The organism is Streptomyces sp. NPDC002206, assembly GCF_053593595.1.
On record NZ_JBSFCW010000003.1, the window covers coordinates 154,746 to 175,445 of the forward strand.

The 20,700-nt window shown below is 70.7% G+C and carries 20 protein-coding genes; 8 read left to right on the forward strand and 12 right to left on the reverse strand.

Annotated elements, in window-relative coordinates; translation table 11 throughout:
* The first annotated feature begins 176 nt into the window (after positions 1-176).
* Both ACWCP8_RS08855 and helR read left to right on the forward strand, forming a co-directional pair.
* Positions 177-1,409 (forward strand): glycosyltransferase, encoded by a 1,233-nt coding sequence (locus ACWCP8_RS08855; protein ID WP_451115022.1) that lies wholly within the window; start codon positions 177-179, stop codon positions 1,407-1,409.
* A 191-nt stretch (positions 1,410-1,600) separates the two neighbouring features.
* Positions 1,601-3,769 carry an RNA polymerase recycling motor ATPase HelR gene (helR, locus tag ACWCP8_RS08860; RefSeq protein WP_451115024.1) on the forward strand — a complete coding sequence of 723 codons (2,169 nt, stop codon included), beginning with the start codon at positions 1,601-1,603 and terminating at the stop codon, positions 3,767-3,769.
* A 227-nt stretch (positions 3,770-3,996) separates the two neighbouring features.
* On the opposite strand, the gene ACWCP8_RS08865 is transcribed toward helR, so the two are convergent.
* From ACWCP8_RS08865 to ACWCP8_RS08880, 4 genes are all read right to left on the reverse strand, one after another.
* A complete protein-coding gene (locus tag ACWCP8_RS08865; RefSeq protein ID WP_352266116.1) occupies positions 3,997-4,896 on the reverse strand; it encodes a sigma-70 family RNA polymerase sigma factor in 900 nt (299 codons plus the stop codon).
* 115 nt (positions 4,897-5,011) lie between these two features.
* Positions 5,012-5,983, reverse strand: a complete 972-nt coding sequence (locus ACWCP8_RS08870; protein WP_451115026.1) for an aldo/keto reductase — start codon at positions 5,981-5,983, stop codon at positions 5,012-5,014.
* 71 nt (positions 5,984-6,054) lie between these two features.
* The gene (argH, locus tag ACWCP8_RS08875; RefSeq protein WP_355995476.1) at positions 6,055-7,488 is read right to left on the reverse strand and encodes an argininosuccinate lyase; all 1,434 of its coding nucleotides are present in this window, start codon (positions 7,486-7,488) and stop codon (positions 6,055-6,057) included.
* An 89-nt stretch (positions 7,489-7,577) separates the two neighbouring features.
* Complete coding sequence (locus ACWCP8_RS08880) at positions 7,578-8,771, reverse strand: argininosuccinate synthase (RefSeq protein ID WP_451115029.1); 1,194 nt, start codon at positions 8,769-8,771, stop codon at positions 7,578-7,580.
* A 172-nt stretch (positions 8,772-8,943) separates the two neighbouring features.
* On the opposite strand from ACWCP8_RS08880, the gene ACWCP8_RS08885 reads away from it, so the two are divergent.
* The 3 genes from ACWCP8_RS08885 (at position 8,944) to ACWCP8_RS08895 (ending at position 11,602) form a co-directional block, all read left to right on the forward strand.
* Positions 8,944-10,203, forward strand: a complete 1,260-nt coding sequence (locus ACWCP8_RS08885) for a hypothetical protein (RefSeq protein WP_451115030.1) — start codon at positions 8,944-8,946, stop codon at positions 10,201-10,203.
* A gap of 42 nt (positions 10,204-10,245) precedes the next feature.
* Positions 10,246-10,836 carry a pyridoxamine 5'-phosphate oxidase family protein gene (locus ACWCP8_RS08890; RefSeq protein WP_355995469.1) on the forward strand — a complete coding sequence of 197 codons (591 nt, stop codon included), beginning with the start codon at positions 10,246-10,248 and terminating at the stop codon, positions 10,834-10,836.
* Positions 10,837-10,900: 64 nt separating this feature from the next.
* Positions 10,901-11,602 (forward strand): L,D-transpeptidase family protein, encoded by a 702-nt coding sequence (locus ACWCP8_RS08895; protein WP_382832515.1) that lies wholly within the window; start codon positions 10,901-10,903, stop codon positions 11,600-11,602.
* An 18-nt stretch (positions 11,603-11,620) separates the two neighbouring features.
* Here the strand turns inward: ACWCP8_RS08895 and ACWCP8_RS08900 are convergent, their stop codons facing one another.
* From ACWCP8_RS08900 to ACWCP8_RS08925, 6 genes are read right to left on the reverse strand one after another with little or no spacing between them, the layout of a single operon-like run.
* A complete protein-coding gene (locus ACWCP8_RS08900; protein WP_352266109.1) occupies positions 11,621-12,157 on the reverse strand; it encodes an arginine repressor in 537 nt (178 codons plus the stop codon).
* Positions 12,158-12,167: 10 nt separating this feature from the next.
* Positions 12,168-13,379, reverse strand: coding sequence for an acetylornithine transaminase (locus ACWCP8_RS08905; RefSeq protein ID WP_352266108.1), 1,212 nt, complete (start codon positions 13,377-13,379; stop codon positions 12,168-12,170).
* Positions 13,376-14,296, reverse strand: coding sequence for an acetylglutamate kinase (gene argB, locus ACWCP8_RS08910; RefSeq protein WP_030968605.1), 921 nt, complete (start codon positions 14,294-14,296; stop codon positions 13,376-13,378). Before argB ends, ACWCP8_RS08905 begins: the two co-directional genes overlap by 4 nt.
* Entirely contained in the window at positions 14,293-15,447 is a 1,155-nt protein-coding gene (argJ, locus tag ACWCP8_RS08915) for a bifunctional glutamate N-acetyltransferase/amino-acid acetyltransferase ArgJ (RefSeq protein WP_352266107.1), read from the reverse strand. The genes argB and argJ overlap by 4 nt, the downstream gene beginning before the upstream one ends.
* On the reverse strand, positions 15,444-16,472 hold the full coding sequence (gene argC, locus ACWCP8_RS08920; protein WP_352266106.1) for an N-acetyl-gamma-glutamyl-phosphate reductase: 1,029 nt from the start codon (positions 16,470-16,472) through the stop codon (positions 15,444-15,446). The genes argJ and argC overlap by 4 nt, the downstream gene beginning before the upstream one ends.
* A gap of 46 nt (positions 16,473-16,518) precedes the next feature.
* Positions 16,519-16,665, reverse strand: coding sequence for a hypothetical protein (locus ACWCP8_RS08925; RefSeq protein WP_451115035.1), 147 nt, complete (start codon positions 16,663-16,665; stop codon positions 16,519-16,521).
* A 315-nt stretch (positions 16,666-16,980) separates the two neighbouring features.
* On the opposite strand from ACWCP8_RS08925, the gene ACWCP8_RS08930 reads away from it, so the two are divergent.
* From ACWCP8_RS08930 to ACWCP8_RS08940, 3 genes are all read left to right on the forward strand, one after another.
* Positions 16,981-17,478: a peptidylprolyl isomerase gene (locus tag ACWCP8_RS08930; protein WP_352266105.1), complete on the forward strand. Its 498-nt coding sequence runs from the start codon at positions 16,981-16,983 to the stop codon at positions 17,476-17,478.
* Between the two features lie 228 nt (positions 17,479-17,706).
* Positions 17,707-18,450 carry a Clp protease N-terminal domain-containing protein gene (locus tag ACWCP8_RS08935; protein ID WP_352266104.1) on the forward strand — a complete coding sequence of 248 codons (744 nt, stop codon included), beginning with the start codon at positions 17,707-17,709 and terminating at the stop codon, positions 18,448-18,450.
* A 49-nt stretch (positions 18,451-18,499) separates the two neighbouring features.
* Positions 18,500-18,691 carry a DUF1059 domain-containing protein gene (locus ACWCP8_RS08940; RefSeq protein WP_352266103.1) on the forward strand — a complete coding sequence of 64 codons (192 nt, stop codon included), beginning with the start codon at positions 18,500-18,502 and terminating at the stop codon, positions 18,689-18,691.
* A 146-nt stretch (positions 18,692-18,837) separates the two neighbouring features.
* Here ACWCP8_RS08940 and ACWCP8_RS08945 read toward each other — a convergent pair whose 3' ends face one another.
* Complete coding sequence (locus tag ACWCP8_RS08945) at positions 18,838-19,989, reverse strand: serine hydrolase domain-containing protein (protein WP_451115038.1); 1,152 nt, start codon at positions 19,987-19,989, stop codon at positions 18,838-18,840.
* Positions 19,990-20,102: 113 nt separating this feature from the next.
* Positions 20,103-20,678 carry a histidine phosphatase family protein gene (locus ACWCP8_RS08950; protein WP_382842703.1) on the reverse strand — a complete coding sequence of 192 codons (576 nt, stop codon included), beginning with the start codon at positions 20,676-20,678 and terminating at the stop codon, positions 20,103-20,105.
* Between the last annotated feature and the right edge of the window lie 22 nt (positions 20,679-20,700).

A 20,700-nucleotide genomic window follows, 5' to 3' on the forward strand; every position in this document is an offset into this window, starting at 1 on the left:
CGCTTCTCGAGGAGGTCGTCCGTTCACAGCGGACGAGGAAGAGGAAAGGGGAGTACCCACTCCTTTCCACTCTCAACGTATAGCGCATGGGGGGCCTTGCGGCAAGGCCCGGGTCATGCCGCAGAATCGGCGGCCGAAGCCGGAACCGACGGAACTGGGAGAGTCACGGAGTGCGCGTGTTGCTGTCTACGTATGGGTCGCGCGGGGATGTCGAACCGCTGGTGGGACTCGCGGTGCAGTTGCGGGCACTCGGCGCGGAGGTGCGGGTGTGCGCGCCGCCGGACGAGGACTTCGCGCAGCGGCTGGCCGGTGTCAGTGTGCCGATGGTGCCCGTCGGCCGGTCGGCGCGCGCGCTGACGACTGCACCGCCGCCGTCGTCGGCGGACCTGCCCCGGCGCGCGGCCGAGTTGATCGCCAGTCAGTTCGACGCGGTCACCGCGGCGGCCGAGGGATGTGATGCGCTGGTGGCGACCGGCATGATGCCGGCCGCGGCCGGCGCACGGTCGGTGGCCGAGAAACTGGGCATCCGCTCCGTGTCCGTGACCTTCCAGCAGCTCACCCTGCCGTCGCCGCACCACCCGCCGCTGGCCTATCCGGGCCGGCCGTTCCCGCCGGACGTGACCGACAACCGGGTGCTGTGGGACCTGGACGCCGAGAGCATCGATGCACTGTTCGGTGAGCCGCTCAACGTCAACCGGGCGTCGATCGGCCTGCCCCCGGTGGGCAACGTCCGCGACTACGTCATCGGCGACCGGCCGTGGCTGGCGACGGACGCGACCCTGGACCCGTGGCAGAAGACGCCCGACCTCGACGTCGTGCAGACCGGCGCGTGGATCCTGCCGGACGAACGCCCGCTCCCTGACGACCTGGAAGCGTTCCTCGAGGCCGGCGAACCACCGGTGTACGTGGGCTTCGGCAGCATGCCCATGCGCGCCTCGAAGGACGTCGCCCAGGTGGCCATCGAGGCCGTCCGCGCGCAGGGTTGCCGCGTACTCGCCTCCCGCGGCTGGGCCGACCTGGCCCTGATCGACGACCAGGACGACTGCTTCGTCGTCGGCGAGGTCAACCAGCAGGCACTGTTCGCCCGGGTGGCCGCCGTCGTGCACCACGGCGGCGCGGGCACCACGACCACAGCCGCCCGGGCCGGCGCTCCCCAGGTGGTGGTACCCCAGTCGGCGGACCAGCCGTACTGGGCCGGCCGGGTGGCCGGCCTGGGCATCGGCGCGGCACACGACGGTCCTACCCCGACCACCGAGTCCCTGTCCGCCGCGCTCAAGACGGCCCTGACACCTGAGACCCGCGCCCGAGCGAGAGCCGTGGCCGGCGCGGTCCGCACCGATGGGGCGACGGTGGCCGCGAAGCTGCTGCTCGACACGATCGGCCGGGAAAGGGCGCCGATGTCCGCGTGAACCACGAGGGATCACCGAGCCAGGACCCGGAGCACAAGAAACTGCACACCCTGACGACCTCGACCGACAACGGTCACGGGTGCGACGCCGGGCGGAGCGTTGCTCGTCATGGCCACCCGGTTCGTCACGCCAGTCCAGACGCCTTGCCGCACGCACATGGTCGCGAGCGACCTCAGATCGGAGCCGATTACGTGAACCCGCTGACCACCAGCGTGTTTGACCTTCCCGACCACCTTTCCCCCAAGGCCGACCCGGCGCTGATCGCCGGTGACGAGCAGCACTTCGCGGCCCTCGCGGAGAGCCTTGAGCAGGCGATCAGCGAACTGTCCGACCGCCTCGATGCCGAGCGCAGGGCGCCCGGCGGCGTCGGCCGGCAGGCGATGGACCGGGACGCGGAGATCCACCGGCTGACCACTCGCCTGCGCGCACTGCGTCGCTTCGGTCTGGACCTGTGCCTCGGGCACATGGTCAGCGCGGACAACCCCGAGCCGGTGTACGTCGGACGACTTGGCCTTACGGACAGCACGGGCCGTCGGCTGCTGCTCGACTGGCGTTCCCCCGCGGCCGAGCCGTTCTTCGGAGCCACCCACGCCAACCCGATGGGTCTGGCAAGCCGCCGCAGGTATCGCTGGACCCGCGGCCGGATCAGCGACTACTGGGACGAGGTCTTCACCTCGGACGGGTTCGCCGGGCACGCCGCGCTCGACGACCAGTCCGCCTTCATCGCCAGCCTGGGCAGCAACAGGTCGGCACGGATGCGAGACGTGCTCGGCACCATCCAGGCCGACCAGGACGCCATCATCCGTGCGGGATCCCGCGGCGCTCTCGTCGTCGACGGCGGCCCGGGTACGGGGAAGACCGTCGTCGCTCTGCACCGCTCCGCCTACCTCCTCTACTCCGACCCTCGCCTCGGTCACCGTCGGGGCGGTGTGCTGTTCGTCGGTCCGCACCGGCCCTACCTGGCCTACGTCGCCGACGTCCTCCCCAGCCTCGGCGAGGAGGGCGTGCAGACCTGCACGCTGCGGGACCTCGTCGCCGAGGGAGCCGCAGCAGCGGTCGAGGCCGACCCGGACGTGGCCGCCCTGAAGTCGTCCGCGAACCTGGTGAAGGCGATCGAGACGACCGTCAGGTTCTATGAGGAGCCGCCCACCAAGGGGATGACGGTCACGACTCACTGGTCCGACATCTGGCTGAGCGCCGACGACTGGGCCGTGGCGTTCGAAGCGGCAGAACCCGGTACTCCGCACAACGAGGCGCGCGAACAGGTCTGGGAGGAGCTGCTCACGATCCTGGTGGACAAGCACGACGGCGACGTCTCGGCCGACCTGCTCCGCAAGTCGCTGCGGCAGAACAGGGAACTGGTCACGACCTTCGACCGCGCGTGGCCGCTGCTCGAATCGGCTGACCTCGTCGGAGACCTGTGGTCGGTACCCGCCTATCTGCGGATGTGCGCTCCCTGGCTCAGCCCCGACGACGTTCAGAAGCTGCAGCGCGGGGACGCCCAGGCCTGGACGGTGTCCGACCTGCCGCTCCTGGACGCGGCACGGCAGCGGCTCGGCGATCCGGAGGCGGCGCGGCGCGAGCGTCGGCACAAGGCCATCCTCGCCGCCCAGCGCGAGCGCATGACCCAGGTCGTCGACAGCCTGATCGAGGCCGTGTCCAACTCCGGCGCCGACGGTGACGAGGGCGAAGGCCTGGTGACGATGCTGCGCGGCGAAGACGCCCAGGTCAGCCTGGTCGACGAGTCCGAACTGACCGACGTCGACCCGGACCTGCTCGCCGGCCCGTTCGCGCACATCGTCGTGGACGAGGCTCAGGAACTGACCGACGCGGAGTGGCAGATGCTGCTGGTCCGGTGCCCGTCCCGGAGCTTCACCATCGTCGGGGACCGTGCCCAGGCCAGGCACGGGTTCACGGAGTCGTGGCAGGAACGGCTCGAGCGGATCGGGCTCGACCGGATCAACCTGGCCTCCCTGAGCATCAACTACCGGACGCCGGAAGAAGTCATGGCGGAAGCCGAGCCGGTCATCCGGGCCGTGCTCCCGGACGCCAACGTGCCTGCCTCCATCCGCAGCAGCGGCGTCCCCGTCGTACACGGATCCGTTTCGGATCTGAGCTCGATCCTCGACACCTGGCTCGCCACACATGCCGACGGGATCGCCTGCGTAATCGGCGATCCCACGTTCCGGACGACGTCCCGTGTCCGGTCGCTGACTCCGGAGCTGTCGAAGGGGCTCGAGTTCGACCTGGTCGTCCTCATCGACCCGGAGGAGTTCGGCAACGGCATCGAAGGAGCGGTCGACCGCTATGTCGCGATGACTCGAGCGACCCGGCAACTCGTCATCCTCACGAGCTCCTGACGTCGGCCGGGCGGCCGTTCGCCGGGTCGGCGACAAGATCAGCGAGCGGGACCCGGAGTGGGTCGCCGGGCACGGACCGGGTGAGGCGCTGCGTCGGATCGACCTGAGAACCGGCCTCGAGCAGGCGGACTTCGACGCGTCGGCACAGTGGGTGCGGACCGGGGCGGGAGCTGCCCCCGGTCCTGCCCGGCCCCGCCCCGGTCTGCCCGGCCCTTCCCCGGTCGTCGTCAGTCGCCGAGGACGGTCAGATCCAGCTCGGGAAGACGGGCCGGATCGTTGACCACGTACAGCTCGACGACCTTGCCGCGCTCGATCGTGAACCGCATGACCGAGAACCGCTGCCCGTCGCGGATCGAGATGACTGCCGGGGCCCCGTCGACCAGTGCCATCCGGGACGACCGCGCGAACGGTGCGAACATGATCGCCTGGCGGGCGACCGAAGCGGCCCCGCGCACCACCGACGGAGCGCCGACGCCGCCGGCGCCACCGTCGGACCGTGCCACCACGTCCGGGGCAAGCACGGCGACGAGCGCCTCGAAGTCACCGCCCCGGGCGGCCGCCAGGAACGCGTCGACGACCTCACGCTTGCGGGCGAGATCGGGGTCCGGCACCCGGTCCACGCCCTGGACGCGGCGGCGAGCCCGGCTGGCGAGCTGCCGGGCCGCGGCCGGGGTCCGGTCCACGATGCGACCGATCTCGTCGAAGGGCACCGCGAACATGTCGTGGAGCACGAAGGCGAGCCGTTCGGCGGGGTCCAGGGTCTCCAGGACCACGAGCAGCGCCAGCCCCACCGAGTCGGCGACCAGCGCCTGATGTTCGGGGTCGCTTCCGGACTGCGGGCCGAGGACCGGCTCGGGGGTGTCGGCGCCCGCCGGCTGCGCCTCCAGGGGTTCCTCGCGCCGGGACCGGCGCGAGCGCAGCATGTCCAGGCAGACCCGGCCGACGACCGTGGTCAGCCAGCCGCTCAGGTTCTCGATCTGCCGGTCGTCGGAGCGGCTGAGCCGGATCCAGGCTTCCTGGACGGCGTCGTCCGCCTCGGTCAGCGAACCGAGCATCCGGTGGGCCACGGCCTTCAGACGGGTCCGGTTCTCCTCGAAGCGTTCCGCCAGAAACTCGTTCTCGTCCACAGGCCCATCCCTCCGTCGTGTTCCGTCACTGCACTGACGAATCGAACGAGACCGATGTGACAGGCCGATGTGACGCAGAGTCCGGTGATCAAGGAATCGGGGCGCGCTTCGCCGGTCAGCTCCAGGGCAGCCCCGCGCGGTGGCGCCAGTACGCCTCGGGCTCCTCCACCAGCGCGTCCAGCCGGTCCCGCCGCTGCTCGTCGAGGTCGAGAACGGGGGCGTGGAGGTTGCTGACGAGCTGGGTGACGGTCGCCGCGCCGGAGAGGACGACGCCGGCCCACGGCTGGTGCAGGATGAGCGCGAGCGCGACCGCGTCGCTGCCGAGGCCCGCCTCCGCAGCGATCTCCTGGACGACGGCGGGGGCCTCCGTTCCGGCGAGCCGGCCGTTGGCCATCGCTTCCTTGACGATCACGGTCAGCCCGGCGTCGTGCGCCTCGGCGAGCGCCTGTCCGGCCGACGTCTCCAGGGCGTTGTAGGTGGCCTGGACGGTACGGAAGAGGGGCTCGCCGTCGACGGTGACGGCGAGGGCGGCGCGGATGGCGTCCGCCTGGCCGGGGCCGCTGGTGGACAGACCGACGGTGACCCCGTCGGCGGCGAGGGCGGCGAGCCGCTCGTGCAGTTCCTTGTCGGTGAGGGCCGGGCTGTCGGCTGTCACGGAGTGGATCTGGTAGAGGTCGAGCCGGTCGCCCAGCAGCGCCTCGGTCTCGGCACGCTGGCGTTCGAAGGTGGCGAGGCTGTGGTCCTTGACCTCGTGCGCCTCGGCGTCGACGCTCCAGTCGGCGGTGTAGGTGTAGCCCCATTTGCTGCCGATGACGACGTCGCGCACATCCGGGCGGGTGGTCAGCCAGTCGCCGAGGAACTCCTCGGCGCGACCGTAGGAGCGGGCGACGTCGAAGTAGCGGACGCCCTGCGCATAGGCGGCGTCGAGAAGCTCATGGGTGTGCTCGCGCAGTGCCTCGACGCTGCGGGTCCCGGGCAGGTCCCGGTCACGGTGGAGATTGATGTAGGCGGGCCTGCCGACCGCGGCCAGACCGAGCCCGATATGGGCGGTCGGGGTCGTCGCTGAGGCCAGGCGGGCGAAGGGCATCGCGGGCTCCTCGTAGGTCGGGTCCGTAACTCCGTCCCGACCAACGTAGCCCGCGATGCCGTTCCCGTGACCTACTGACGGGCGGTGGCCCACGCGTGCTGTGCCGCCAGGTCGTTCTTGACCTCGGCGAGCTGTACGGCGACGGCCGACGGGGCCGTACCGCCGCGTCCGTCGCGGGCGGCGAGCGCGCCCGGCACGTTGAGGACCGCGCGGACCTCGGGGGTGAGGTGCTCGGAGATCTTCGCGAACTGCTCGTCGGTGAGCTCGTCGAGCTCGATGCCGTGCTGCTCGCACTCCTTGACGCACTCGCCCGCGACCTCGTGCGCGACGCGGAACGGGACGCCCTTCTTGACCAGCCACTCGGCGATGTCCGTGGCGAGCGAGAAGCCCGCCGGGGCCAGCTCCTCCATCCGCTCGCGGTTGACGGTCAGCGTGGCCATCATGCCGGTGAAGGCAGGCAGCAGGACCTCGAGCTGGTCACAGGAGTCGAAGACCGGCTCCTTGTCCTCCTGGAGGTCTCGGTTGTACGCGAGCGGGAGGGCCTTCAGCGTGGCCATCAGGCCCGTCAGGTTGCCGATCAGACGCCCGGACTTACCTCGGGCCAGCTCGGCGATGTCCGGGTTCTTCTTCTGCGGCATGATCGACGAGCCGGTGGAGAAGGCGTCGTGCAGGGTGACGAAGGAGAACTCCTTCGTGTTCCAGATGATGACCTCCTCCGCGATCCGGGAGAGGTTGACGCCGATCATCGCGGTGATGAACGCGAACTCGGCGACGAAGTCGCGGGAGGCCGTGCCGTCGATGGAGTTGGCGACGGAACCGTTCTCGAAGCCGAGGTCCGCGGCGACCGCCTCCGGGTCGAGGCCGAGCGAGGAGCCGGCGAGCGCGCCGGAGCCGTACGGGGACACGGCGGTCCGCTCGTCCCACTGCCGCAGCCGCTCGGCGTCCCGGGACAGGGACTGGACGTGGGCCAGGACGTGATGAGCGAAGAGGACGGGCTGAGCGTGCTGGAGGTGCGTCCGGCCCGGCATGGCGACGTCCGGGTGGGCCTCGGCGAGACCGACCAGCGCGTCCTGGAGCTCGGCGATCAGACCGCCGATGATCCGGGCGTGGTCGCGCAGGTACATCCGGAAGAGCGTAGCGATCTGGTCGTTGCGGGACCGGCCGGCGCGCAGCTTGCCGCCGAGGTCCGGGCCCAGGCGCTCCAGCAGTCCACGCTCCAGCGCGGTGTGGACGTCCTCGTCGGCGATGGTGCCGGTGAACGAACCGTCGGCGACATCGGCTTCGAGCTGGTCGAGGCCGGCGATCATGCGCGTCAGCTCGTCCTCGGTGAGCAGACCCGCCTTGTTGAGGACGCGAGCGTGGGCGCGGGAGCCGGCGATGTCGTACGGCGCGAGCCGCCAGTCGAAGTGGACGGAGGCGGACAGCTTCGCCAGCGCCTCGGCCGGACCGTCGGCGAAGCGGGCGCCCCAGAGGCGTACGTCGCTGTTGCCGTTGCCATTGCTCACTGCGTGCTCCTCAAGAGACAAGAGGGTGGATGTGCGACCGCCTCCCCGCCGCGGAGGAACGGGGAGGCGGAGACGTAAACGGGGTGGCGTCAGGCCAGGTCACGCTTGGCGGCGATCTTCGACGAAAGGCCGAAGATCTCGATGAAGCCCTGCGCCTTGGACTGGTCGAACGTGTCGCCCGAGTCGTAGGTGGCGAGGTTGAAGTCGTACAGCGACTCGCTGGACTTCCGGCCGGTGACGACGGCGCGGCCGGCGTGCAGCGTCATCCGGATGTCACCGGTGACATGCTGGTTGGCCTCGTTGATGAAGCCGTCCAGGGCGCGCTTGAGCGGGGAGAACCACAGGCCGTCGTAGACCATCTCGCCCCAGCGCTGCTCGACCTGCCGCTTGTAGCGGGCCAGCTCGCGCTCGACGGTGACGTTCTCCAGCTCCTGGTGGGCGGTGATCAGTGCGATCGCGCCGGGGGCCTCGTACACCTCGCGGGACTTGATGCCGACGAGCCGGTCCTCGACCATGTCGATCCGGCCGATGCCCTGGGCGCCGGCCCGCTCGTTGAGCTGCTGGATCGCCTGGAGGACGGTGACGGGCTTGCCGTCGATGGCGACCGGAACGCCCTCCTTGAAGGAGATGACGACCTCGTCGGCCTCGCGCGGGGTGGCCGGGTTCTGGGTGTACTCGTAGATGTCCTCGATCGGGGCGTTCCAGATGTCCTCCAGGAAGCCCGTCTCGACGGCGCGCCCGAAGACGTTCTGGTCGATCGAGTACGGGGACTTCTTGGTGGTCGCGATCGGGAGGTTCTTCTCCTCGCAGAAGGCGATCGCCTTGTCCCGGGTCATCGCGTAGTCACGGACCGGGGCGATGCACTTCAGGTCGGGGCCGAGCGCAGAGATGCCGGCCTCGAAGCGGACCTGGTCGTTGCCCTTGCCGGTGCAGCCGTGGGCGACGATGCCGGCGTTGTGCTTGTGGGCGGCGGCGACGAGGTGCTTGACGATGGTCGGCCTGGAGAGGGCCGACACCAGCGGGTAGCGGTCCATGTAGAGGGCGTTGGCCTTGATCGCCGGGAGACAGTACTCCTCGGCGAACTCGTCCTTGGCGTCCGCGACCTCGGCCTCGACGGCACCGCAGGCGAGCGCGCGCTTACGAATGACGTCCAGGTCCTCGCCGCCCTGGCCGACATCCACGGCAACGGCGATGACCTCGGCGCCCGTCTCCTCGGCGATCCAGCCGATGGCGACGGAGGTGTCCAGGCCGCCCGAGTAGGCGAGTACGACGCGCTCGGTCACGGGTTTCTCCTTACGGTGCATTCACTGTTGGGTATAACTATGCAGTCCTCCGTATGGTTTGTCAAAGCCGCTGATCAACGGCTCACCCGAACGCGCGAGCCGGACCGTAAATGCCGGGCCGGGACACCGTGCGGACCTCTACGATCGACCTCCGCATACCTGGGGGCGCGTGATGAGCAACGACTACGAGGCCGCTGAACGGCTGGCCCGGGGCATACCGCTCCGGGAAGCACTGGACACCTCGTCGGCAGAGGCCTGGACGGCCCTCGATCTCGGGGTACGGATCCTGACGTACGAGGCGCCCGGGCTGCTCCTGTCGCGCGACTGGACCCGCCGTCGGAGACTGCGCTGGAACTGGGACGCCCCGCTGCCCTCGGTGAATGTGTCCAGGACACCTCCGGACGAGCCGTTGCTCGCCGTCACGCTCTGCCATCCGGACGGCCGGATCCGGGAGGCGGCACTCGAGTGGGTCGCCCGGTCGCCGGCTCTGCGTCCGCTCCTGATCGTGCGCTGCGCGGACTGGGCCGGCCCGGTGCGCGACCGGGCTCGGACACTGTTCTCGGAGATTCCCGACCGGGAGCTGCCGCCGCTGACCGCGCTGGTGCTGCGGCTGTCCAGGCGCGAGCAGGGCGACTTTGCCCGCGAACGGCTGGAGCATGCATTGCGCGAAGGGCCGGCCGAGGACGTCGTGACGCTGCTCACGAGCGAGGACCGGGCCACACGCCGGTTCGCGTACCGCATCGCGGTCGATCGCGGTCTCCTCGCCCCGGCGACGCTGGCCCGCACCGCAGCCGCCGCCTCGGACGATGTGCGCATCCAGACGCTGTGTGCGGAGGCTGCGATCGCGGGGACGCGGGACGGGGCGTACGACGAGGTGCTGGGCCCGCTGCTGTCCGCGCGGTCGCCCCAGGTACGGGCCGCCGGTGTCACCGCGCTGCGGCGGGCCGGGCGGCAGGGCGAGGCCGCGGCGTTCCTCGCCGACCGGTCCGGGGTCGTACGGGCCTGTGCCCGCTATGTACTGCGGCAGGGCGGCATCGATCCGCTCCCCCTCTACCGGTCGATGTGCGCCGACCCGGCCGCCTGCCCCGCAGCCCCCGCCGGGCTCGGCGAGTGCGGCACCAGGGAGGACGCCCCGGCGTTGTGGTCCCTGCTGACGCACCCTGTGCCCGCAGTCCGCGTCCACGCCGTCACCGGTCTGCGCGCGCTCGCCGCGGTGCGGCACGAACAGCTGCAGCCCCTCCTCGACGATCCGTCACCCGCCGTCGTCCGGGCGGTGACGCAGACTCTGCTGCCGGACGCCGACCGGATACCGCACGAGTGGCTGCTCGTCAGGACCGGGCCGGACCGGCCGCGTGCGCTGCGCGTGGCGGCGGAGCGGCTGCTGCGGGCCCACGTCCGCGCGGCGGTCCGGCAGCGGCGTCCCGCCGGCTGAAATGCCACTGCCGGACACCCCATTGGCGCCGATAATCGCCTCATGGGAAAGACGTACGCACGTATCGACGGACGGCTCAGGACCTTCATCGAGGAGCAGCACATCTTCTTCACCGCGACCGCCCCTCTCGGCGGTGACGGCACGGTCAACCTCTCCCCCAAAGGTGTCAGCGGCTCCTTCGTGGTCCTCGACGACCGGACCGTGGCCTATCTGGACTTCGCCGGGAGCAACGCGGAGACCGTGGCCCATCTCCGTGAGAACGGTCGCATCACCCTGATGTGGTGTGCCTTCCAGGGGCCGCCGAACATCGTGCGGGTGCACGGTCGCGGAGAGCCGGTCTTCCGCGACGATCCGCGGTTCCCGGGGCTGCTCGGCCGTTTTCCCGTCGACCCGGCCCCGCACGGGCTGCGCGCGATCATCGTGGTGACGGCCGAGCTGATCCGGGACACCTGCGGATTCGCGGTGCCGTACATGTCCTACGAGGAGGACCGGCCGCTGCACGCCCAGCGCTTCGCGCGCGAGGACGACACCTCGCTCAGCGAGTACTTCGGCAAGAAGGAGTACATCGCGGCGAGCATCGACGGGCTGCCGGGACTGCCGCTCCCGCTGCCGGTGATGCCCACCGCGGACTGAGCCGTTGGGCCGTACGGAGTGCATGCGACGGTGGGCCGGCGCCGCCGGGTCTACCGTCCGGTCCATGCGCACATCCCTGGTGACCGGGTCGGTTCTGCTCGCCCTCGTGGGTTCGTCGGCAGCCGGCCCCGCCGATACGCCCCCGCTCCCGGAGCGGCTGGCCGACACGGGCGGCGGCTCGCAGCTGATCACGGCCGAGGCACCCGGCACGGGATCCACCACGGGCACCGTCAGCTGGTGGGACCTGCAGTCGGGGAAGTGGGTCCGGGCCGGGTCCGCGCCGGCCCGGTTCGGGGCGAAGGGGCTGACCGAGGGGGACAAGCGGGTCCAGGGCACGAACACCACGCCCACCGGTCTGTACGACCTGCCGTACGCCTTCGGCGTCGAGGCGGTCCCGGCCGGGACCCGCTATCCGTACCGCAGGGCAGGCGACCGGTCATGGTGGTGCCAGGACAACGCGGCGCGGGCCTACAACCGCTGGGTGGAGCCGCTGCCCGCGGACTGCGGGGCCGGCGAGGCCGAGCATCTGATCGCGTACCCGAAGCAGTACGCCCGCGCGCTGGTCATCGGGTTCAACTACGACCGGCCGGTGCGCGGGCGGGGTGCGGGGGTATTCCTGCATGTGAACGGGAGCGGTGCGACCGCCGGCTGTGTCTCCGTACCGGCGCCCTCGATGGACCGGATCCTGGCCTGGGCGGACCCGGCCCGCCGCCCGCACATCGCGATCGGGACCCACTCGGGCACGACCGCGATCACCCGCTACTGATCCGTCTCTCCGGGCCGCTCAGCGACCGTTCTGCGCCAGCCGCAGCATGTGGTCGGCGAGCGCCTGACCGCCTGCCGGGTCGCGGCTGATCAGCATCAGCGTGTCGTCGCCCGCGATGGTGCCGAGGACGTCGTGCAGCTCCGCCTGGTCGATGGCCGAGGCCAGGAACTGGGCCGCGCCCGGAGGCGTGCGCAGCACCACGAGGTTGGCCGAGGCCTCCGCCGAGATGAGCAGTTCGGAGGAGAGGCGCCCCATCCGCTCCTCCTTGGCGGACTCGCCGAGCGGTGCCTGCGGGGTGCGGAAGCCGCCCTCGCTCGGCACGGCGTAGATCAGCTCGCCGCCGGTGTTGCGGATCTTCACCGCGCCCAGTTCGTCCAGATCGCGGGAGAGCGTCGCCTGGGTGACGCTCAGTCCGTCGTCGGCCAGGAGCTTCGCCAGCTGGCTCTGCGAGCGCACCGGCAGCCGGTTCAGGATGTCCACGATCCGGCGGTGGCGTGCCGTGCGGGTCTGCGGCACGGACGGCCCGCCGAACTCGGATTCCTGCGCCTCGGTCATCGTCGTCGCCTCATTCTCCGGAGCGCTTCTCTCCGGATTGTCCGTCCCCGTGTGCCGCGTCGAGAGCGCCGGGCAGTGCCGCCAGGAACGCATCCACCTCTGCGTCACCGATGATCAGCGGCGGCATGAGCCGTACGACATCGGGGGCGGGCACGTTCACCAGGAGTCCGGCTCCCTGAGCCGCCTGTTGCACCTGCGGCGCAAGGGGCTCGGTGAGCACGATACCCAGCAACAGACCGGAGCCACGGACGTGGGAGACCAATGGGTGCCCCAGGGCTTCTACACCTTCCCGGATCCGCTCGCCGAGCCGCTTCACCCGGTCCAGGGCGCCGTCGGCGGCGAGCGTGTCCAGGACGGCGAGACCGGCGGCGCAGGCGATCGGGTTGCCGCCGAACGTCGTGCCGTGCTGACCGGGCTTCAGCAGGTCGGCCGTCGCGCCGAAGGCGACGGTGGCGCCGATCGGCAGCCCGCCGCCGAGCCCCTTGGCGAGGGTGACGATGTCGGGCTCGACGCCCTGGTGGGCCTGGTGCTCGAACCACTGGCCGCACCGGCCGATACCGGTCTGCACCTCGTCGAGGACGAGCAGGGTGCCGGTGGCCCGGGTGATCTCCCGGGCGGCCTCCAGATAGCCCTTGGGCGGCACGACCACACCGTTCTCACCCTGGATGGGCTCGATGATCACCAGCGCGGTGTCGGTGGTCACCTCGGCCCGGAGGGCGTCGACATCGCCGTACGGCACATGTGTGACGTCACCGGGCAGCGGAAGGAAGGGCTCCCGCTTCTTCGGCTGGCCGGTGAGGGCGAGCGCGCCCATGGTCCGGCCGTGGAAACCGCCGTCGGTGGCGACCATATGGGTCCGACCGGTGAGCCGGCCGATCTTGAAGGCGGCCTCGTTGGCCTCGGCGCCCGAGTTGGAGAAGTAGACGCGGCCGGTCCGGCCGAAGAGCTGGAGGAGCCGTTCGGCGAGCGCGACGGGCGGTTCGGCGATGAAGAGGTTGGAGACATGGCCCAGCGAGGCGATCTGGGTGGAGACGGCCTCGACGACAGCGGGGTGGGCGTGGCCCAGCGCGTTCACCGCGATGCCGCCGACGAAGTCGAGGTACTCGGTGCCGTCGGCGTCCCGGACACGGGCGCCTTCGCCGCGCACCAGGGAGAGCTGCGGGGTGCCGTAGTTATCCATGAGCGAGCCCTGCCAGCGCTGCGAAAGCTCGGCGTTGGTCATGCTTCCCCCTGTGCGTCGGGTACGTCGGCTGCGTCGGGCACGACCATCGTGCCGATGCCTTCGTCGGTGAAGATTTCCAGCAGGATCGAGTGCTGGACCCGGCCGTCGATGACACGGGCGGTCTCGACACCGTTGCGTACGGCGTGCAGGCAGCCCTGCATCTTCGGGACCATGCCGCTGGACAGCTCCGGCAGCAGCTTCTCCAGCTCGGTCGCGGTGAGTCTGCTGATCACGTCGTCGCTGTTGGGCCAGTCCTCGTAGAGGCCCTCGACGTCGGTGAGGACCATCAGCGTCTCCGCGTTCAGCGCGGCGGCGAGCGCGGCGGCCGCGGTGTCGGCGTTGACGTTGTAGACGTGGTTGTCGTCGGCGGAGCGCGCGATGGAGGAGACGACCGGGATCCGGCCGTCGTCGAGCAACGCCTGGATGGCCCCGGTGTCGATCGCGGTGATCTCGCCGACCCGGCCGATGTCGACGAGTTCACCGTCGATGGTGGGGCGGTGCCGGGTGGCGGTGATGGTGTGGGCGTCCTCGCCGGTCATGCCGACGGCGAGCGGCCCGTGCTGGTTGAGCAGGCCGACGAGCTCGCGCTGGACCTGTCCGGCCAGCACCATCCGTACGACGTCCATCGCCTCGGGCGTGGTGACGCGCAGCCCGGCCTTGAACTCGCTGACCAGGCCCTGCTTGTCGAGCTGGGCACTGATCTGCGGGCCACCGCCGTGCACGACAACGGGCTTGAGGCCGGCCTGCCGCAGGAAGACGACGTCCTGGGCGAAGGCCGCCTTCAGCTCCTCGTCGATCATGGCGTTGCCACCGAACTTGATGACGACGGTCTTGCCGTTGTGCCGGGTCAGCCAGGGCAGCGCCTCGATGAGGATCTCCGCCTTCGGGAGTGCGGTGTGTTTCCGCGCCGCGCTCATGAGCTGTACGCGCTGTTCTCGTGGACGTAGTCCGCGGTGAGGTCGTTGGCCCAGATGACCGCGGACTCGGTTCCGGCGGCCAGGTCGGCGGTGATCTCGACCTCCCGGTAGCGCATGTCGACGAGGTCGCGGTCCTCGCCTACGCCGCCGTTCTTGCAGACCCAGACGCCGTTGATGGCGACATTCAGCTGGTCGGGCTCGAAGGCCGCCTTCGTCGTGCCGATCGCGGAGAGGACCCGGCCCCAGTTGGGGTCCTCGCCGTGGATGGCGCACTTGAGGAGGTTGTTACGCGCGATGGAGCGGCCCACCTCGACGGCATCGTCCTCGGTCGCGGCGTTGATGACCTCGATCCGGATGTCCTTCGAGGCACCCTCGGCGTCACCGATCAGCTGCCGGGCCAGGTCGGCGCAGACGGTCCGTACGGCCTCCGCGAACTCGCCCTGTTCCGGGGTGATACCGCTCGCACCGGAGGCCAGCAGCAGCACGGTGTCGTTGGTCGACATGCAGCCGTCCGAGTCGACCCGGTCGAAGGTGGTTCGGGTGGCGGCGCGCAGCGCGGTGTCGAGACCGGCCGCGTCCACATCGGCGTCGGTGGTGAGGACGACCAGCATGGTGGCAAGTCCCGGCGCGAGCATGCCCGCGCCCTTGGCCATCCCGCCGACGGTCCAGCCCTTGCCGCCCGCGACGGCGGTCTTGTGGACGGTGTCCGTGGTCTTGATCGCGATGGCGGCCTTCTCACCGCCGTGCTCGCTCAGCGCCGCGGCGGCGGTCTCGATGCCGGGCAGCAGCTTGTCCATCGGGAGCAGCGTGCCGATCAGTCCGGTCGAGGCGACGGCGATCTCACCGGCGCTGTGGCCGACCAGGACCTCGGCCGCCTTCTCGGCGGTGGCGTGGGTGTCCTGGAAGCCCTGCGGGCCCGTACAGGCGTTGGCGCCACCGGAGTTGAGAACGACGGCGGATACTTCGCCGCCCTTGAGGACCTGCTCCGACCAGAGGACGGGGGCGGCCTTCACGCGGTTGGAGGTGAAGACTCCCGCGGCGGCGCGGCGCGGCCCGTTGTTGACCACGAGGGCCAGATCCGGGTTGCCGCTCTCCTTGATCCCCGCGGCGATACCGGCCGCCGAGAACCCCTGTGCTGCCGTGACGCTCACGGTGCCACTCCGATCGTGGAAAGACCAGTGTCCTCGGGAAGTCCGAGGGCGATGTTCATGCTCTGCAGAGCGCCGCCGGCGGTGCCCTTGGCAAGGTTGTCGATGGCGCTGATGACGATGATCCGGCCTGCCGCCTCGTCGTAGGCGACCTGGATCTGTACGGCGTTGGAACCGTAGACGGACGCTGTGGCGGGCCACTCCCCCTCGGGGAGCAGATCGACGAACGGTTCCTCGGCGAACGCCTTCTCGTACGCGGTACGAACCGACTCGGCACTCACACCCGGCTTCGCCTTTGCGCTGCACGTGGCGAGGATGCCCCGGGGCATCGGCGCGAGGGTCGGCGTGAAGGAGACCGTGACCGGCTCACCGGCCGCGGCGCTGAGGTTCTGGATCATTTCCGGGGTGTGCCGGTGGACACCGCCGACGCCGTACGGGGACATGTTGCCCATCACCTCGGAACCGAGCAGATGCGGCTTGGCCGCCTTGCCGGCCCCGGAGGTCCCGGACGCGGCGACGATCACGGCCTCGGGCTCGGCGAGCTGGGCCGCGTACGCCGGGAAGAGCGCGAGGGAGACGGCCGTCGGGTAGCAGCCGGGCACCGCGATCCGCTTGGACCCCGCCAGTGCGGCGCGGGCCCCGGGCAGTTCGGGCAGACCGTAGGGCCAGGTCCCGGCATGCGGCGACCCGTAGAACTTCTCCCAGTCGGCGGCGTCCGTCAGCCGGAAGTCGGCGCCCATGTCGACGACGAGCACCTCGTCACCGAGCTGCTGCGCGACGGCGGCGGACTGCCCGTGCGGGAGGGCGAGAAAGACGACATCGTGCCCGGCGAGGACCTCGGCGGTGGTCGGCTGCAGCACCCGGTCGGCGAGCGGCCGCAGATGGGGCTGCAGGGCGCCGAGCTTCTGCCCAGCGTTGGTGTTGCCGGTGAGGGCACCGATCTCGACGTCGGGATGAACCAGCAGCAGACGGAGCAGCTCCCCGCCGGCGTATCCGCTTGCTCCTGCTACCGCTGCACGTACCGGCATCGAAATCCTCCTCGTCGATGGCATGACTATACGCATCGCTGCAGTTTTATGCAAAGGCCGCAACGAAGAACAGGCCGCACCGCTGAATCGGGGCGGGCGCGTCGTGGCGCACGAAGACCAGGGACAAGGCCACGGCGGCGCAGACCAGAGCGGCGCTGCCGAGGGCCCGGGTGATGAGGGTGGAACGTCGCATGGGCGTCCTTGACCGGTGAGGTGGAGCCGAGGTGGGGCACCGTCTCGCGGGGCTGGGTGTACACATACCGGTCGCGTCCGCGGTGGGATGCGGGAGGGGGGAGCGGTGGCCGTGCTCGACACATCAGTGTGGACTGCGATCCGGAGCGAGGGCGAAGAGGCCTCGCGCAACCCTTTCCGATGCACCATCAGCTCACGCTGTCGCCCGCCGCCCACAAGGGTCCCACTCCCGGCCCACCCGGTCGTCCCCGGGCGATCGGGCCCTCGGACCACCCCGTGCGGTGGTGGTCGACAGCCCGGATGTCAGGATGGAACCATGACGACCAAGGTTTTTTTCGACATCACCATCAATGACGAGCCCGCCGGGCGGATCACGTTCAACCTGTTCGACGACGTGGTCCCGAAGACGGCGGAGAACTTCCGCGCGCTGGCGACCGGCGAGAAGGGCTTCGGCTACAAGGGCTCCTCCTTCCACCGGGTCATCCCCGACTTCATGCTCCAGGGCGGCGACTTCACCAGCGGCGACGGCCGCGGCGGCAAGAGCATCTACGGCGAGAAGTTCGCCGACGAGAACTTCAAGCTCACGCACACCAAGCCCGGTCTGCTCTCGATGGCGAACGCGGGCCCGAACAGCAACGGCTCGCAGTTCTTCATCACCACGATCGTGACGTCGTGGCTGGACGGCAAGCACGTCGTGTTCGGCGAGGTCGACGGCCAGGAGAGCATGGACCTGGTCAAGAAGATCGAGAGCTACGGCTCGCAGAGCGGCAAGACCCGGGCGAAGGTCACCATCGCCGACTGCGGCGTTCTCTGACCGCACGAGGGACTCGCGGGCGCGCCTGAGGTGCCTGGCCGGGATGGACCACGCCTCCTGGCCCCCTCCGGACGCCACACCGCCCCTCCCATCGAGAACCGCACCCGAGCGCGTCGGACCGGCCACCTGCCGGTCCGGCGCGCTCTGCGCGTCCGCGCACGCGCTCTCCCTTCCGTGCAGTGTCAACCGATGGTTGACACTGCACGGCCGTCAACCTACGGTTGACGCATGACGAATCCCGTACGCATGACGAATCCGGTCCGGCTCGACGACCTGATCGAAGCCATCAAAAATGTCCACTCCGGCGCTCTCGAGCAGCTCTCGGACGCGGTCATCGCCGCCGACCACCTCGGTGACGTGGCCGACCATCTGATCGGCCACTTCGTCGACCAGGCCCGGCGCTCCGGAGCCTCCTGGACGGAGATCGGCAAGAGCATGGGGGTCACCCGGCAGGCGGCCCAGAAGCGCTTCGTCGCCAAGGCCCCCGGCGAACCCTCGGACCTCGACCCCGGTCAGGGGTTCAGCCGGTTCACCCCGCGGGCGCGGAACGTCGTGATGGCCGCACAGAACGAGGCCCGCGCCGCGGGCAACGACGAGATCCTGCCCGAGCATCTGGCACTCGGGCTGCTCAGCGAGCCGGACGGGCTCGCGGCGGCATTCATCAAGGCGCAGGGCATCGCGCCGGACTCCGTCCGCCGGGCCGCGACCGAGGCGCTGCCGGCCGCAGCCGACGAGCTCCCGGAGCTCATCCCGTACGACGCCGGGGCCCGCAAGGTGCTCGAGCTGACGTTCCGGGAGGCCCTGCGGATGGGCCACAACTACGTGGGCACGGAGCACATCCTGCTCGCCCTGCTGGAGCACGAGGACGGCTCGGGCGTGCTGAGCGGGCTGGGCATCGACAAGGCGACCGCGGAGACCGGCATCGCCGAGGCCGTCACGCTCGCCGTCGCCCGCGCACGCCAGGAGGACTGACCCGGCACGAACGGCCGCAATAGAGTGGAAGGGAGCAAGGAGGTACCTCATGCGGAAGGTCACCGACTGCCAGGAGTACCCCAGCGAGACGAAATGCACCCTTGCCCTCTCCGGTGAGCCGGAGGAAGTGGTCCGCGCCACCAGTGATCTGGCCGTGTCGGTGCACGGTCACGCGGACGACCAGGAAATCCGGGAGCAGACCGGGGCCGGACTCCGGGACGAGCCCACCCAGCTCGCCTGAACCGCACCCCGCAGCACATACAGACACACGTACTGGAGCCCGCCACGGCACACGTCTCCTTGTGGCCGACGCAGAGGCCCGAGTGCCCGACACCTGTGAAGCGCCCTCGCGGCCGGCCGGGGAACCGGACCGGCCGCGGGGTCGCTTCAGAGCGCCTCGTACACCGCCTCGATCAGCGCCATCTTGCGCGGGTCGTCGGCGATGCGCGGGCCCATCCGGTTCATGACGTACCCGAGGGCGACGCCCGCCTCCGGGTCGGCGAGCCCGCAGGAGCCGCCCGCACCGTCGTGGCCGAAGGCGCGCGGGTTGGGGCCGTACGAACCCTGTGGGCCGCTCAGCCACAGGCCGAGGGCGATCTCCGTGTCGTGGTCGAAGCCGATGCCGAGCACCAGGTCCCGGCAGCTGCCCTGACCTTCGCGGGCTCGCTCGGCAGCCCCCTCGGAGAGGATCCGCCGGTCGCCTAGCCGGCCCCGGCCGGCGAAGATCCCGTACAGCGCGGCGACGGCGCGGGCGGTGCCGTGGCCGTTGGCCGCGGGGATCTCGGCAGCCCGCCACTCGGGCGTGTTGGCTGCGGGCGCGCCGGTGGGCGGGTTGAGCAGCGAAGCGACGGCCACCGGCGCCATCCGGGCGAACAGCGCCGCCTGCTCGCCCGCGACGGACTTCGGCACGACGAGCTCCGCGACGCGGTCCGCCTCCTTCTCCGGAAGGCCGATGGTGAAGTCGATGCCGAGCGGTCCGGTGACCTCCTGCCGGAGAAACTCGCCCGGCAGCAGTCCGGTGATCCGGCGGACGACCTCACCGACCAGGAAGCCGTACGAGAGCGCGTGGTATCCCGATCGGGTTCCGGGCTCCCACCAGGGCTCGGTCGCAGCCAGCCGGGTGGTGGTCACCTCCCAGTCGTAGAGCTCGGCCAGGCTGTGCGGCTCGCGCAGCCCGGCCACACCCGAGCGGTGCGAGAGCAGATGGCGTACGAGAACGGCTTCCTTGCCGGCCGCGGCGAATTCCGGCCAGTACATGGCGACGGGGGCGTCGAAGTCGAGCAGCCCCCGGTCGGCGAGGATGTGGGCGCAGAGCGCGGTCGGGCCCTTGCTGGTGGACCAGACGTTGACCAGGGTCTCCCGTTCCCAGGGACGGGTACGGGCCTCGTCGGCCCAGCCGCCCCAGAGGTCGGCCACGGGTTCACCGCCGACCAGGACGGTGACGGCCGCGCCGAGTTCGTGGCGCTCCCGGAAATTCGCTTCGAATGCGGCGCGCACACCTGAGAATCGGTCGTCGCAGTGGCCATGAATCTGCGGCACGGTGGTCTCCCTCGCCTGGGCATGCCTGGTGGTGCAGGGTCGATGGGCAACATACCGACTGGTCGGACCGGCGGGAAGATGTCGCGCACCCGCACGGGGGACGGTTCACCGGATCAGCGGGGGCCCGCTTCGAGGCGCAGGCTCCAGCGGCCCGGCAGTCCGGTGAGCGTGATGGTGGAGAGCGGGCGGACGTCGACGTTCCAGTACGTCGAGGGCGGCGCCCCCAGCGCGTAGACGAGGGCGGCCCGGACGACGGCCGGTTCCGCGACGGCGACGATCGAACCCTCGCGGGCGGGGCGGGTGTCCAGCCAGCCCCCTATCCGTGTGATGAACGCGAGCAGGGGTTCGCCGCCGTGCGGTGCCGAGCGCGGGTCGGCGAGCCAGGCGTCCACCGCGGCCGGTTCGCGGGCCGCCACGTCGGAGAGGGTCAAGCCGCGCCAGCGGCCCATGTCGCAGTCGCGCAGAGCCGGTTGGGCCATCGGGGCGTAACCGAGCGCCTCCCCGGTGGCGCGGCTGCGTGCCGTCGGCGAGCAGTAGCGCAGTTCGGCGGCGCCCAGGGGCACCAGGGCCTGCGCGGCGAGCTGCACCTCGTGCCAGCCGGCCTGGTCGAGCGGCCGGTCGTCGTCGAAGCGCTCGGCGAGCAGTGAGGAGCTGCGCGCCGCGGCGACGAGCGAGACTCGAACACTCATGGCGGAGATCGTGGAGCGGAAC

Bases quoted from the DNA above. Each gene is read 5' to 3' on its own strand.
- ACWCP8_RS08870 (WP_451115026.1), bottom strand. From the start codon at position 5,983: ATGCCCTTCGCCCGCCTGGCCTCAGCGACGACCCCGACCGCCCATATC.
- ACWCP8_RS08885 (WP_451115030.1), top strand. From the start codon at position 8,944: ATGAGCAACGACTACGAGGCCGCTGAACGGCTGGCCCGGGGCATACCG.
- ACWCP8_RS08890 (WP_355995469.1), top strand. From the start codon at position 10,246: ATGGGAAAGACGTACGCACGTATCGACGGACGGCTCAGGACCTTCATC.
- ACWCP8_RS08895 (WP_382832515.1), top strand. From the start codon at position 10,901: ATGCGCACATCCCTGGTGACCGGGTCGGTTCTGCTCGCCCTCGTGGGT.
- ACWCP8_RS08900 (WP_352266109.1), bottom strand. From the start codon at position 12,157: ATGACCGAGGCGCAGGAATCCGAGTTCGGCGGGCCGTCCGTGCCGCAG.
- ACWCP8_RS08905 (WP_352266108.1), bottom strand. From the start codon at position 13,379: ATGACCAACGCCGAGCTTTCGCAGCGCTGGCAGGGCTCGCTCATGGAT.
- argB (WP_030968605.1), bottom strand. From the start codon at position 14,296: ATGAGCGCGGCGCGGAAACACACCGCACTCCCGAAGGCGGAGATCCTC.
- argC (WP_352266106.1), bottom strand. From the start codon at position 16,472: ATGCCGGTACGTGCAGCGGTAGCAGGAGCAAGCGGATACGCCGGCGGG.
- ACWCP8_RS08925 (WP_451115035.1), bottom strand. From the start codon at position 16,665: ATGCGACGTTCCACCCTCATCACCCGGGCCCTCGGCAGCGCCGCTCTG.
- ACWCP8_RS08930 (WP_352266105.1), top strand. From the start codon at position 16,981: ATGACGACCAAGGTTTTTTTCGACATCACCATCAATGACGAGCCCGCC.
- ACWCP8_RS08935 (WP_352266104.1), top strand. From the start codon at position 17,707: ATGACGAATCCCGTACGCATGACGAATCCGGTCCGGCTCGACGACCTG.
- ACWCP8_RS08940 (WP_352266103.1), top strand. From the start codon at position 18,500: ATGCGGAAGGTCACCGACTGCCAGGAGTACCCCAGCGAGACGAAATGC.
- ACWCP8_RS08950 (WP_382842703.1), bottom strand. From the start codon at position 20,678: ATGAGTGTTCGAGTCTCGCTCGTCGCCGCGGCGCGCAGCTCCTCACTG.